We start from the raw sequence: 12,804 nt of genomic DNA on the forward strand, positions 1-12,804 counted from the left end.
CGGCCATCGGACCGTGCGGTCCGTCCCGGCTCGACGTCGTTCACGATGCCCGTGGCCGGTACGGCCGGCCGCGAGCAGTCGCGGCACTCATTGTTGGGGAACGCGACACCGGCCGGACTCTCCGTACTGTCCAGAGGGGAACGGAAGTGACAGCCACGCTTCAAGACATATGGTAATAAAGAGTTATTTTTGGGATTAAAGGGATTGAATGATAAAAGATTGAAAATCGTGTCCCTTTGGGAGTGGGGGAGAACTTAAGCTGGCCACGTTTGGGAACGATCCAAGGTGGTGTGCGTGTACGACCAGAATCCGCCAGGATTTCACCAGCCTTCATATGGCTACGGGTATGCGGGGCCGCCGACCCTTACTCCCCCTCCCCCCAGGAACACCAGTGGTCTTGCCGTCGCCTCCCTGCTTCTCGGGATCTTCTGGCTGTGTGGCCTGGGAAGCCTTCTCGCTGTCATTCTCGGGCACATTGCTCTCTCGAATATTCGGACTGGCCGAGAAAAGGGCCACGGGATGGCCGTAACCGGTGTGGTGTTCGGATACGTCGGTCTTGTGGCCACGCTGTTCTTCTTCGTGGTGTCCGTGATGAGCTCCGGCTCCCCTGAGGAGAGAACCGCGGTCGTCGCGACGGAGACGGCCGGAGCCCGAGAGGAGGTGGCCGGACCGCAGGGGAAGGACGCGGAGGAGGCCACACCCGTACCGTCGCCCACCAGGTCGGCCTTCGCGTGGAAGAGCTACAAACAACTCTCCGGCAGGGGGTTCGACAAACTGGTCAAGGACCCGGATGCCTACACCGGTGAGCGGTTCATCCTCTACGGCGAGGTCTTCCAGTTCGACGCGGCCACGGGGAACGACGCGTTCCTGGCGAATATCGGGCCCACCAAGCTACAGCCGTCCTCCGGTTACGTATCTTTCGATCAGAATGCCGCCTTCACCGGGCCGAAGTCCCGGCTCTCGGATGTGGTCAAGGGCGACCTGTTCCAGGTTTACGTGACCGTACTCGGAAGCTTCAGCTATGACACGCAGATGGGAGGAAACACGACGGTGCCCAGCTTCCGGATAGACCGGATCAAAGTTTACGGCAGTACCAAGTAGCGGGCCGTCGCAGCGGACTTTCTTCCCCGGAGTGCTATGACCGCCGGTTCACCCGAGCCTTTCGGGTCACATCGGCCGCCGTGCCCCCGGGGCGCCGCCTGTCCGCTGCCGCCCGCTGAGCATCGGGGCGGGGCGAGCAGGGCGGCCGGGCGGATCTCACCGATCGTCGTCGTGGGTCGCGGCGGCCGCAGGGCGTGGTGACCTGAGGTGTGGACGGCGGTAGCCGCCCCACCGGGGCATGGCCGCTCCGCCCGGCTGGGACGTATTCTTGCTGTCGCACACGAAAACGCGGTCCGGTTGGTAGCCCGGGCAGTGCTCGTCTCTCGTATCCGCCCTCTCCAGGGATGTCCGGTGTGCCGGAAGCGGCCTCGTCAGGCCGTCCTTCGGTATACCCCTGGGAGGGCGTCATGGTTTCGCTGTCGGTTTACTTCGAGGGCCCCTTCTGGGTCGGTGTCCTGGAACTCGTCGAGGACGACGAGATCCGCGCGACGCGGTTCGTCCTCGGCTCGGAGCCCACCGACCCGGAGCTCTACGAGTTCCTGATGCGGCACGGGAGCGCCCTCCTGGAACAGACCGCCAACGCGCGTGCCGTACCCGCCGGAACGCGCGCCGCGGGGGCCGAGGGGAAGGTCAACCCCAAGCGCGCCGCCAAACTCGCCGCCCGCGAGGCCGCCCGCGTGTCCACCAGGAGTACGGCCTCGCAGGAGGCCATGCGGATCGAGCTGGAGAGCCGTAAGCGGGAGGCGGTGACCGACCACCGGGCCAGGAAGCAGGAGCTGGCCGAGTACAAGCGCGAGGTCGCCAGGAGGAAGCGCATCGAACGCCGCAGGGACAGGTGACCGGACACCGGGCCGGGGTCGGAGGCCCCCGGCCACCCAGACGTCATCGGCCACCCAGACGTCATCGGCCACCCAGACGTCACCGGTCGCCTAGGTGTCACCGGTCGCCCAGACGCTGCCGATCGCTCAGGCACCGCCGGTCGTTCAGATCACCGGTCGTTCAGACGCCGCCGGTCACGGAGATCGCCTGGCCGGTGATGCCCGTGTTGGCCGCGGAGCCGAGATAGACGACCGCGTTGGCCACCTCGGCCGCGTCCAGCAGGCGGCGGATGGGCGCGCGGTCGCTGTAGGCGTCGCTGATCGGTTCGAGCCGCGACCTGTTGCGGGCGGTCGTGGTGAGGCCGGGCATGACCACGTTGGACAGGATGTCGCCGTCCCTGCCGAGGCTGAAGGCCGCCGAACGGTTGAACCCGTGCAGCGCGGCCTTGGCCGCCGCGTAGTACTCCGCGCCGATCATGCCGTCGGTCACGAGGCCGGAGGAGATGTGCACCAGGCGCCCGAAGCGGCGTTCACGCATGACCGGGGCCACCAGGCGGCTCAGCCCGATGTAGCCCTCGATGTTGCACCGCAACGTCTCCACCCACTCCGCGTCGGGCACGTCCTCGAAGGACTGGTCCGGCGAGGGCCTCCGGCCGCCCGTGCGCAGGGCGTTGTTGACCAGCACGTCGATCCGGCCGGTCCACTCCAGGGCGGCGGCCACCAGGGCGGTGGCGGAGGTGGGGGCGCCCAGTTCGTAGGGGACCACCAGGGCGCGCTCGCCGATCTCCTTCGCCAGCGTCTCGACGTCGTCGCGTGCGTTCCGGTAGGTGAGCACCACGTCGGCGCCCTCGGCCGCGTACCCGCGGGCGATCTCCCTGCCGATGCCTCCGGACGCCCCGGTCACGATCACCGTGCGTCCGCTCAGTCCGAGGTCCATGGGAAGCTCCTTGGTCGGTCACCCGGAAATCGGTTACCTGGACAATCGAAATCGAGCCGTGTGTTCCCGATCACTTCAGCCGGAGGAGTGCGTCGCGCTGGGGTCGGGTCAGTTCGGACAGGAAGGCGTTCTCGGCGGTTCGCCACAGTTCGGTGACCGGTTCCTGCAGCGCCCTGCCCGCGTCGGTCAGCCAGAGCCGCTGGACGCGGGCGTCGGCCTCGTCGCGCCGCCGTACGACCAGGCCCTGCTTCTCCATACGGCGCAGCACCTGCGTGATGTTGGCGGGGGTGACTCCCGTCCGGGCGGCGAGAACACCCTGGCACAGGCCGTCCTCGCGCCAGAGCTGGGCCAGGTAGATCTCCTGGCCCAGGTGCAGGCCGAGAGTCTCCAGGCCGGCGGCGATCCGGCGCTTGTGCGGGCCGAGCCGGGCCAGGAGCGCGTACATCGCGCCGTCCAGCAGGCAGTAGCCATCCTCCACTTCTCGGAAGGTAGTTAACCCATTAACTGATGTCAACGGGACTCCCGCCCACAATCCCACGGGGCCTCCAGCCCCGGCCGGACCGGAGGCCGACCGGAGGCTGGAGCGGAGAGAAGGGCCCCGCGGCCGTTCGGAGGCGGGTCGCTCACAGGTGGACGCGGGGGTCGGCCGACAGCGGGCGCGACAGCCGTACGGTGATGAACTCGTCGTCGTCGGGCCTGCCCGGCGTACGGCCCGCCGAGAACGGGAAGTTGTTGTCGTTCAGCACGCCGAGGGTCCGGTCGTCGAGGATCACGACGTCCTCGATGGTCTGGAACGGGAAGCGGAAGGTCTCCCCGAACCCACCCAGGCCGCGGGGGTTGGCGAGGTCCAGCAGGTCGGCGACCTGGGTCTTGCGCAGGTTCTGGTCGCGGGTGTCCACCAGGTAGATGCGCTTGGTCCTGGCCGCGTCACCCTGGAGGTTGTCGCGCTCGATCACCAGGAACCGGTGCCGGTCGACCGCGATCATGTCGCCGATCGAGTTGTCCGGGCTGTCCAGCGGGTAGGTCCACCTCCTGGCGGTGTAGGACCGCTTGCGCAGGTCGAACTCGTACAGCCGCAGCGTCCCGGCCGGGTCGCCCGCCACGGTCCCCTCCAGCAGCGGGTAGAGGGTGCGGCCGTCGACCGAGCGGGCCATGCCCTCGAAGCCCTTGCTCGACGCCAGGTTCGGCTGCTCGCCGTTCAGGAACGGGTTCTCCGGCGCCTTCACGCCGGGCAGCGAGACCGGGGTCTCCAGCAGCCTGCCCGTGGACGAGAAGTGCAGCAGGAACGGGCCGAACTCGTCGCCGATCCAGTAGGTCCCGTCGGACGTCCGCACGGTCGACTCCACGTCGAAGTCGGCGCCGGTCAGCCTCCGGTCGGGGCGGGTCAGCGGCCAGGTCACGTGACCGTCCGGGTCGCTCAGGTCGAACCCGCCCAGCACCTCGACTTCGCCGCTGCGGAAGTCCGGCCTGATCCGGTGGACCCGCAGCAGGAAGTCGGCGCTGTTGGCCTTGGCGCCGTAGCCGTTGTCGGACAGCACGTCGAAGGTGCCGTCATGGCGCCGTACGACACCGCTGAAGCCCTGCACCGGCTGCCCGGTGAACGGCGGGGTCACCCCGTTGATCGGGGTGGTGCCGAGCAGGCCGCCCGACGGCTCGCTGCCGGGCACGAACGTCTGGGCGGGCAGGGAGGCCAGCCCGGTCAGGGTGGCCCGCCCGAAACCGGGGTTCCGGGGATCGCCGAGGCCGGGGTTCCGGGGGTCGGCCATCGCAGGCGCGGACATCGCCAGCGCCAGTACGGCCACGCCAAACGTGATCGCCATGCGTCGTCTCATGGCGGGCACGTTAGGCAGTCCACGTGAACGGCCGATGTTGTGCCGCGGGCCGTACAGCGAAGAACCCCGCGCCCCGGAGACGCGGGGCCGCCCGGGGAGCGGGACCGGAGCGGGACCGGAGCGGGACCGGGGCGGGATCGAAGGGGGGCCGGGGCGGGATCGAAGGGGACCGGGCGGGGAGCAATGGGGCCATGCCGACGCCGAGGCACTCCCGCCGAGGGGCCAGGGCGCGTCCGTCGCCATCCGGTCCGTCATGGAGGTCTGGCCCGCGGCGGCCCCCAGGATTCCCGCCAGGACGGCGGACGGCTGGAGGCATCGGCCGATCATCGGGCTGAGCGCCACGCAGCCGCTGCTCTCAGCCGCTGCTCTCCGCCGAGTCGTCGTTCGAGAAGGCGGGCAGGCTGGAGCTCTACGGCACGGCGGCGGGCCGGAGCACCGTGCTCGCCCGGACACCCGACCTCGAGGGAGTACGGGGCTACTGCATACAGGACGTCGAGGTGGGGGCCGACGGTATCGTGTGGTGGGGCAAGACTCCCAACGACCCGGGCGACCGGGCCGACTTCTGGGCGGTGCCCCGGACCGGCGGTGAGGAGTGCTCGCGGGCCGACGCCACCGCCGTCCCCCGCCCTCCGAACGCCCCCGTTCCCACGGGCAAGGTCAGGACGTGCACGACGGTCCAGAAGGGGGCGGCGAGGAGCTCACGGTAGTGAACCTCCTCGCCGGGAACTGACCCCGCCCTCCAAGGGGGCCCGGATCATCGTTCCGACGAGAGCTCCTGGGCCAGGATCGCCGCCTGGACGCGGCTGCGGAGCCCCAGCTTGTTCAGCAACCTGCTGACGTGGGTCTTCGCGGTCGCCTCCGCCATGTCCAGCTCGACGGCGATCTCCGCGTTCGACAGGCCTCGCCCGATGCAGGCCAGCACCTCGTGCTCGCGCGGCGTCAGGCTGTCGATCTCGTACGGCCTGCGCTCCGGGACCGCCGCCCCGAACGCCGAGATCAGCTTCCGGGTGACCGACGGCGAGATCAGCCCGTCCCCCCTGGCCACCACCCGCAACGCCTCGACCAGCGCGTCGGCGTCGGTGTTCTTGAGCAGGAACCCGGCCGCCCCGGCCCGTAGCGCGCCGAAGACGTACTCGTCGATGTCGAAGGTGGTCAGGATGAGCACGTCCGTGACGCCGCTCAGCTCGCGGGTCGCGGAGATCCCGTCCAGTTTCGGCATGCGGATGTCCATCAGCACCACGTCCGGCCGTAGCTCGCGGGCCATCGCCACGGCCTGCTCGCCGTCCGAGGCCTGCCCGACGACCTCGATGTCGTCGTGGCCGTCGAGGATGAGGACGATTCCGGCGCGGACGGCCGCGTGATCGTCGGCGACAAGAACCCTGATGGTCAAGAGATCTCCTCGGTCGGCAGCGCGGCGTGGACCCGCCACCCGCCGTCGTACGGCCCGGCTTCGAAGACACCGCCGAGCAGGGCGGCCCGTTCCCGCATTCCGATGATCCCGGCACCCGCGCCGGGAAACACCAGCGCCGTGTCCCCGGAGCCCGGATCAGTGGAAGATCTCGGACCCCTCTCGTACGGCTCCCGCCGGCTGTCCGAGAGCCTCCGTCCCCTCCTGGGGGATTTCCTCTCCGCGCCACGAGATCCCTGTCCCCGGCGGGGGAGCCCGCGCCCGGCGAAGGACGACCACACGGTCCCCGGCGGACCGGATAGACGGGAGAGAGCAGGGAGACCGGTGGAGCGGGCAGAAGGGGTGGTACCGGAGAAAGCCTGCGATACCGGCTCCTCTTCCGCCTTCGTCTCCTTCTTCGAGAGGGATGCGTGGAGGACCTCCTCCGAGAGGCCTGAGAGGCCTGAGGGATCTGAGGGGTCTGAGAGATTCGAGAGCTCCGGGAGGGAGACGGGGAGGACCTCGGAGGGACGCTCGGGTGTGGGCGAGCCCACGACACCCCGTCTCGCGTCGCCCACCGGATTGTCCGCGGTGAGCGTGAGGATGCCGGGACCGTACCCGATCACCAGGTCGACGGTTCCGCCGCCGTGTTTGAGCGCGTTCGTCAGCGCCTCCTGGACGATCCGGTATCCGGCGAGGTCGACCGCCGCGGGCAGTTCCCGCGCCTCGCCCTCCACGCGCAGCCGTACCTCCAGGCCGGCCTTCCGCGCCCGCGCCACGAGGACGTCCGCCTCGGCCACCCGCCGCCGGGTCGTCTCGGCCTCCTCTCCGTCGCGCCGGAGAAGTTCGATCATGCTGCGCATCTCGGCCATGCCCTGGACGCTGTTCTCCCGGATCGACTCCAGGACGCCCTGTACGGTTCGCGCGTCGAGGTCCTTGCGGGAGAGCACGGCCGTGGACTGGATGGCGATCGCGCTGAAGTGATTGGCGATCATGTCGTGCAGTTCCCTGGCCATCCTGGTCCGCTCGGCGTCGACCGCCGCCCGCCGGTCCAGTTCGGCCAGCCGCGCGACCTGTTCGGCCCTGGCCCGCTCCGCCTCGGCCTGCTCGTGGGACTGCCGCACGATCAGGCCGGTGGAGACCGGGGTGGTCCCGACCAGGCCCAGCTCCACCACGATCATCGCCATGTAGCGCAGATCGTGCAGGACGACCCAGGCCACCGCGCCGCCGACGACGGCGAAGGCCGAGGTGATGCCGAGCAGCCACCTGCCCAGTCGGGGCGGGCCGTACCGGGTGGCGGCGTAGAGGTTGTCGGTGAAGATGACGATCGTGCCCAGGGAGTATCCCACCAGCAGGTCCGCCGTGAACGCGACCAGCCCCAGCACGAGGGCGGCGACCGGGAAGGTGCGCCGTACCGCGACCCCGAGGCAGGTGATCAGCAGCGGTCCGGCGAGCACGTAGGCGGGCACCGTCGCGGGAAGGTCGGGCGCGATGGCGTGCAGGTAGCCGGGTGTCGGCCGATACGTGTAGGCGCCCACGGCGAGCAGGACGAGACCGCCCGCGAAACACACCGCCGCCCACAGCGCGTCGTCCCGTCTCATGCCCCTCATCCCATCATTTCGGGAGGGAGACCGGATCCGGCTGGGGGCGGGCTCGCCGTACATCGAAGGATGTAGGCCGGTTCGTCAGCGCAGACGATGTTTCGCGGGGACGCGGCACCGACCATGAAACCATGATTCTGGCGGTAATCATCGGTTGCGAGATCGGCTTCTGGGTCCTTCTCGGGCTGGGGCTCGCCTCTCGCTACCTGTGGGGCCTGCGGCGGCTCAGCACGGTCCTGCTGATCTCGGTGCCACTGCTCGACCTGGTCCTGCTGGGCGCCGCGGTGATCGACATGCGGGGTGGCGCGGAGGGAAGCTGGCGCCACGGCCTGGCCGCGGCCTATCTCGCCTACTCGATCGTCTTCGGCCACCGAACCCTCCGCTGGGCCGACCAGAAGTTCGCACACCGCTTCGCCGGAGGCCCGGAACCCTGGAGGCCCCCGGAGGGCGGCATGGCCAGGGCCCGCTACGAGTGGGCCATGTGGCTGCGGATCGTCCTGGCGTACGGCATCGCCTGCGCCCTGCTGTTCGGCCTGATCTGGATGGTCGACGACCCAGCCCGGACGACCGCCCTGATCAGCTTCATGCGCGACCTTCTGCGAGTCCCGGTGATCGCCCTGCTCTGGCCACTGGGCTACACGCTGTTCCCGAAGAAGGCCGAGAAGGACCGGGGCGCGGAGGAGTCGCGGACGCCGGACGACGACAGGACGAAGACGCCGATCAGGAAGTGACCGTCCCCATAAGGCGGACGGCGTCCGAAGGCGGATGACATCTGGGGGCGGACGGAACCCCGAGGGCGGACGGCACCTGGGAGGCGGCGGACGACACCCGGAAGGTCACCAGCGGAAGGTCACCAGCGCTCCCAGTGCGTGACCTCCTCCATCGGCACCCTCCGCGCGGGCCGGAAATCCGTCCCGATCGTGTACGCGACGGGTACGAAGGCCACCTGCATGACCCGCTCGTACGGTATGCCGAGAACCTGAGCCCCCTCCCGCTCCAGCCGCAGCGGCCCCAGCCAGGCCGTACCCAGCGCACGGGCCCGCGCGGCCAGCATGAAGCTCCACACCGCCGGCATGATCGAGCCGAACGTGTTGGCCTGCTCCAGCACACTCGCGTTCTCGGTCCGCCCGGTGATGCACGGGATGAGGAAGGCAGGCACCTCGTGAATGTGGTCGTAGAGGTGCCGTAACCCCTCCCAGACCCGCTCCATCGACCCGGGGAACGCGTACGCCCGCCGCGCGTCCTCCTCCGGTATCGGCGCCCCCGGAAGGTTCATCCCCGCCCGCCACACCGCCGCGAGCTTCTCCCGCTGCTCCTTCTCGGTCACGACGACGAAGTGCCAGCGCTGGCGATTGCGCCCGGTCGGCGCCTGTACGGCCAGGCTGAGGCACTCCTCGATGAGCTCGCGAGGAACCGGCCTGGTGAGATCGAGTCGCCTGCGGACGGCTCTGGTCGTGGAGAGCAGCTCGTCTGGGGTCATACGGCCTCCTCGCAGATTTCGATATCAATCGAATTGTGCGACTAGATTTCGATGCTTGTCAAAGTCCCGAAGTAGCATGGTCGCCATGCGCGCCCTGAACCACCCGGACATCTCCGCCGTTTCCCTGCCCAGCGTGCTGAACGCCCTGGCGGACGAGATCCGCCTGACGGTGGTCCGTCAGCTGGCCGAGGCAGGAGGCGTGGTCTGCGGCCAGTTCGACGTCCCCGTGAGCATGTCGACCCTCTCCCACCACCTGAAAGTCCTCCGCGAGGCCGGCCTCCTCCGCGTCACCCCCGAAGGCAGCTTCCGCCGCCACGAACTCCGCCTGTCCGAGATGGAGGCACGCTTCCCCGGAGTCCTCTCCTCCATCCTCCAGGCCTCCTCCTGACCCACCCCCCTCCCGGCTCCCATGGCCGGCCGCCCCCAACGACTCGCTCCTCGGCGGCACGCCGAAGGCGGATCCTTTAACCGGTTCGAGGCATCGCCCGGAACCCGCTATGATTACTTACGCAGCGAGCGGCCGTAGCTCAATGGATAGAGCATCTGACTACGGATCAGAAGGTTAGGGGTTCGAGTCCTCTCGGCCGCGCAGATGCAAGAAGGCCTCTGAGCAGGGATTTCTGCTCAGAGGCCTTCTGCTTTTCTTGATCGTCTCGGCGCCTTGCTAACACCCTTGCTAACAGCGGGTCCCTCACTGTCCGTTGACGGCCTTGGCGAAGACGTCGGCCGCGGAGGCTTCCGCCGCCCGGATCACATGGGCGTAGACCCGGAGCGTGATGGACGGGTCGGCGTGACCGAGGCGGGCCGCGACGACGTGAACCGGGACGCCGGCCAGGAGAAGCGTCGTGGCGTGAATGTGCCGAAGGTCGTGAAGCCGGGCGTGCGGAAGCGGCTCTTTGGGCTTCGGCCCGGTTTTCGGGTCGTTGTGGCGGCGGATCGTCGTCGCGACGAGCGAGCTGACCGTGTCGGGGTGGATCGGCTCGCCCCAGCCGGTGGTGAACACGTGGTCGCTCGTACCTTTCCACTCCTGTCCGACCGCCAGCTTGTCGGCGGCCTGCCTGCCCCGCTGCGTCTTCAGGACTTTCACCGTCCCGTCGTCGAGGCTGATGATGCGTTTGCGGCCGCTCTTGGTGGTCCCCTCGATGCGCTCGCCGTCGATGAAGGCGGCCGAGCCGGTGATGGTGATCTGCTTGTCGTCGAGGTCGACGTCGGACCAGCGCAGGTTGAGCAGCTCCCCGCGCCGGGCACCGGTGTAGGCCGCCACGTGGAAGAAGGCGAACAGCCGATGCGAGGACATCGCCTGCAGGAAGGTTCTGAGCTGGTCGACGGTCCACACCGTGCCGGGCTCTTGAATGTCCCGTCGAGGGCGCTTGGCCCGCTCGACCGGGCTGGAGGAAAGGATCTGGTCGACCTCCACCGCGTCGCGGAACGCCTTGCGGAGTACAGCGTGCACGTAGTCGATGGTGCGTGGTGAGAGCTTGCGGCCGTTCTTGCCGCCACCGGTCATGAGGTCTCGGTAGAGCTTGGTGATTGTGACGGGGCGGATCCCCTGGAGCCGCTGGCGTCCGATGTGCGGCTTGACGTAGCGGGCGATGATGTCGCGGTAGTCCTTGAGCGTCTTGGGCTTGATCTCGATCGCGTGTGCCTCGATCCACTCGTCGAGGTAGTCGCCCACAGTGATCGAGTTCCGGTCGACGTACTCATCCCGCCGGGCCTTCACTCGGGCCTCGTCACGCGCGGCCTTGGCGTCGTCCTCAGTCTCGAACCCGCCTACCCACTTGGGCTTGCTCTCACCGGTCTCGGGGTCCTTGACACGGACCACGTACGACCAGGTGTTGCCCCGCTTCATGATCCCATCCCGGAGCTGGGGCCTGCTCTTCTTGGCCTTTCTGCCGGTCTTGCCGGGCTCGGGATTCTCAGGAGGCATGGTCATGCGGCGACCTCCTTTTCGGTGAGCTCGGCGAGGGAAGCTACAAAGGCTTCAAGGGCGAACACGGGGATACGGCGGGAACGGTCGATGCGGACGTAGGCCACCGCGCCGGAGGCCATGAGCTGGTAGAGCTTGGCGCGCGAGATGGCCAGCGCTTCTGCCGCCTCGTCGACGGTCAACAGGAGCCGCGTCATACGGCGCCTCCGGTGTCCGGGGAGGAGCCAAGTGGTATCCCAGTAAGCGCTCTTGCCAGAAGCGCGTCACCGGCGGACAGGCCCTTGCCCGCGTACTCCCAGTGGGCGATGACGAGGACGGTGTCCTCGTCGAACAGGGGCAGGCGGCTGGCGGTGATCTCGTCGGTGCGGGTGTGGTCGCGGCGTTCGTCGCGGATGGCGCCCATGGTGGTGGAGTAATGGCGGGATCGGGTGGAGAAGTGGCCGCGGAATCCCAGCATGTGGGCCCATTGGGTCAGCCGCAGGTCGGCGTATTCGTCAAGGTTGCCCAGGCGCATGCATTCGGCGATGAGGCGGCGCGGGTGGTCGCGCAGGTTGAAGGCGTGCAGGTCGTCGAGGGGGTTGATGCGCCGGTCGAGGGTGCCGACGCATTCGGCGGCCTTGGTAGCGTACTTGGCGATGTAGCCGGCCACCGCTTGGTCCGACAGCTCCCCGTCCATGGTGATCTCGCGGACGTCGAGCTGTCGTCCCCACCGCAGGATCCGGGCAGGCTCGTCAGCGGTGGCGGGGGTGGTTGCGGTGACGGCATGGGCGGCGTGCCGTACGGCGTCGGCCAGCAGGTCAGCGGTGGCCCACGCCGGAGGCGATGAGCTCGGTCCGTCAGGGCCATCGAGGCGGATGACGGCGTGGAAGTGCACCACCCCGCGGCGCTGGTACTCGGCGACCTTAGCGAAGGAGATCGTGCACTGGGCGCGCAGCTCCCTCAGTGTCAGCCCGGCGGCTTTGGCGACGCGGCGGCGCAGGGCGTCGGTGAAGTACTTCCACAACTGCGGGGCCAGGGCGTTGAACAGCACCGAGCCGATGTAGTCGTAGCAGTCCGGGCACAGCGGCTCGCCCAGGCAGGATTCGTCGGCGCCGTGCCGGGCGGTGCAGGACATCACCCGGCCGTGCGGGCAGGTCTCGGCGTCGCGGCGGGCGTAGCAGGGCAGCGGCCTTCCGTTCTTCTCCCGGGGGGTGTGCACGGGGCCGAAGGAGGGGGCGGTGAGGGTGACGAACAGGCATGGATGAGAGGTCACCGAAGCCGGGACGCCCTTGCCGCCGACCAGCCCGGCGCGGATGAGATGGTAGGTGTCGGCCCGGTAGACCTCGGCGCAGGCCGGGCACCGGGAGGCGCGGCGGGTCTTGCACGGCAGCCGGAGCACGCCGTCGGGTTCTCCTGCGGTGGTGTAGGAGTGCAGGAGCCAGCCGGTGGCGCGGTCGACGTGCAGGATGCGGCCCCGCAGGTGGATCGGCTGGCGGCAGCCGCCGGTGGCGCGGAACTGGGCGGCCCAGCGGGGATAGTTGCGGTCGTTGAGGCGGGTGATCATGCCTGCGATCGCGTGCGGGTCAGGGTGGGTTGTGGGCAAGATGGTCTCCTCCTTTCACTCGTTGGGGTGAGGGGGGATGGCCCCCGACCTGGCGGGCGTCTTGGCGGATGTACGGCCAGGCCGGGGGCGCCGACGGGTTTCAGCAGAAGCCGAGGCCGTCGCAGTGGGTGCAGGTGGT

General features: G+C 69.0%; 14 protein-coding genes and 1 tRNA gene. 6 read left to right on the plus strand and 9 right to left on the minus strand.

The genetic code is table 11. The features are described from left to right. The first annotated feature begins 294 nt into the window (after positions 1-294). Positions 295-1,101 carry a DUF4190 domain-containing protein gene (locus AB0N02_RS37255; protein WP_363956715.1) on the plus strand — a complete coding sequence of 269 codons (807 nt, stop codon included), beginning with the start codon at positions 295-297 and terminating at the stop codon, positions 1,099-1,101. 407 nt (positions 1,102-1,508) lie between these two features. Further along, positions 1,509-1,940 carry a YjdF family protein gene (locus tag AB0N02_RS37260; RefSeq protein ID WP_363956718.1) on the plus strand — a complete coding sequence of 144 codons (432 nt, stop codon included), beginning with the start codon at positions 1,509-1,511 and terminating at the stop codon, positions 1,938-1,940. A 160-nt stretch (positions 1,941-2,100) separates the two neighbouring features. On the opposite strand, the gene AB0N02_RS37265 is transcribed toward AB0N02_RS37260, so the two are convergent. The 3 genes from AB0N02_RS37265 to AB0N02_RS37275 form a co-directional block, all read right to left on the minus strand. Then, positions 2,101-2,856, minus strand: coding sequence for an SDR family oxidoreductase (locus AB0N02_RS37265; RefSeq protein ID WP_363956721.1), 756 nt, complete (start codon positions 2,854-2,856; stop codon positions 2,101-2,103). A 70-nt stretch (positions 2,857-2,926) separates the two neighbouring features. After that, positions 2,927-3,334 carry a MarR family transcriptional regulator gene (locus AB0N02_RS37270; RefSeq protein WP_363956724.1) on the minus strand — a complete coding sequence of 136 codons (408 nt, stop codon included), beginning with the start codon at positions 3,332-3,334 and terminating at the stop codon, positions 2,927-2,929. A gap of 145 nt (positions 3,335-3,479) precedes the next feature. Beyond that, positions 3,480-4,676 (minus strand): esterase-like activity of phytase family protein, encoded by a 1,197-nt coding sequence (locus AB0N02_RS37275; protein ID WP_363956727.1) that lies wholly within the window; start codon positions 4,674-4,676, stop codon positions 3,480-3,482. 449 nt (positions 4,677-5,125) lie between these two features. Between AB0N02_RS37275 and AB0N02_RS37280 the strand changes: the two genes are divergently transcribed. Then, positions 5,126-5,395: a hypothetical protein gene (locus AB0N02_RS37280; protein ID WP_363956730.1), complete on the plus strand. Its 270-nt coding sequence runs from the start codon at positions 5,126-5,128 to the stop codon at positions 5,393-5,395. A 47-nt stretch (positions 5,396-5,442) separates the two neighbouring features. On the opposite strand, the gene AB0N02_RS37285 is transcribed toward AB0N02_RS37280, so the two are convergent. Further along, positions 5,443-6,078 (minus strand): response regulator transcription factor, encoded by a 636-nt coding sequence (locus AB0N02_RS37285; protein ID WP_363956733.1) that lies wholly within the window; start codon positions 6,076-6,078, stop codon positions 5,443-5,445. Beyond that, a complete protein-coding gene (locus AB0N02_RS37290; protein WP_363956735.1) occupies positions 6,075-7,676 on the minus strand; it encodes a histidine kinase in 1,602 nt (533 codons plus the stop codon). Before AB0N02_RS37290 ends, AB0N02_RS37285 begins: the two co-directional genes overlap by 4 nt. 131 nt (positions 7,677-7,807) lie before the next feature. On the opposite strand from AB0N02_RS37290, the gene AB0N02_RS37295 reads away from it, so the two are divergent. Beyond that, complete coding sequence (locus AB0N02_RS37295; RefSeq protein WP_363956737.1) at positions 7,808-8,407, plus strand: hypothetical protein; 600 nt, start codon at positions 7,808-7,810, stop codon at positions 8,405-8,407. Positions 8,408-8,526: 119 nt separating this feature from the next. Here the strand turns inward: AB0N02_RS37295 and AB0N02_RS37300 are convergent, their stop codons facing one another. Further along, a complete protein-coding gene (locus AB0N02_RS37300; protein WP_363956740.1) occupies positions 8,527-9,156 on the minus strand; it encodes a nitroreductase family protein in 630 nt (209 codons plus the stop codon). 85 nt (positions 9,157-9,241) lie between these two features. Between AB0N02_RS37300 and AB0N02_RS37305 the strand changes: the two genes are divergently transcribed. Both AB0N02_RS37305 and AB0N02_RS37310 read left to right on the plus strand, forming a co-directional pair. Continuing rightward, entirely contained in the window at positions 9,242-9,544 is a 303-nt protein-coding gene (locus AB0N02_RS37305; RefSeq protein WP_363956743.1) for a helix-turn-helix domain-containing protein, read from the plus strand. Positions 9,545-9,672: 128 nt separating this feature from the next. Continuing rightward, a tRNA-Arg gene (locus AB0N02_RS37310) sits at positions 9,673-9,745 on the plus strand. 102 nt (positions 9,746-9,847) lie between these two features. Here the strand turns inward: AB0N02_RS37310 and AB0N02_RS37315 are convergent. From AB0N02_RS37315 to AB0N02_RS37325, 3 genes are read right to left on the minus strand one after another with little or no spacing between them, the layout of a single operon-like run. Continuing rightward, complete coding sequence (locus AB0N02_RS37315) at positions 9,848-11,089, minus strand: tyrosine-type recombinase/integrase (RefSeq protein WP_363956747.1); 1,242 nt, start codon at positions 11,087-11,089, stop codon at positions 9,848-9,850. Beyond that, positions 11,086-11,280 (minus strand): helix-turn-helix domain-containing protein, encoded by a 195-nt coding sequence (locus AB0N02_RS37320; protein ID WP_363956750.1) that lies wholly within the window; start codon positions 11,278-11,280, stop codon positions 11,086-11,088. Before AB0N02_RS37320 ends, AB0N02_RS37315 begins: the two co-directional genes overlap by 4 nt. Beyond that, positions 11,277-12,626: a replication initiator gene (locus tag AB0N02_RS37325; protein ID WP_363956837.1), complete on the minus strand. Its 1,350-nt coding sequence runs from the start codon at positions 12,624-12,626 to the stop codon at positions 11,277-11,279. Before AB0N02_RS37325 ends, AB0N02_RS37320 begins: the two co-directional genes overlap by 4 nt. Positions 12,627-12,804 lie beyond the last annotated feature (178 nt).

Origin of the sequence: Streptosporangium sp. NPDC051022, assembly GCF_040683035.1 — a bacterium.
Taxonomy (GTDB): Bacteria; Actinomycetota; Actinomycetes; order Streptosporangiales; family Streptosporangiaceae; genus Streptosporangium.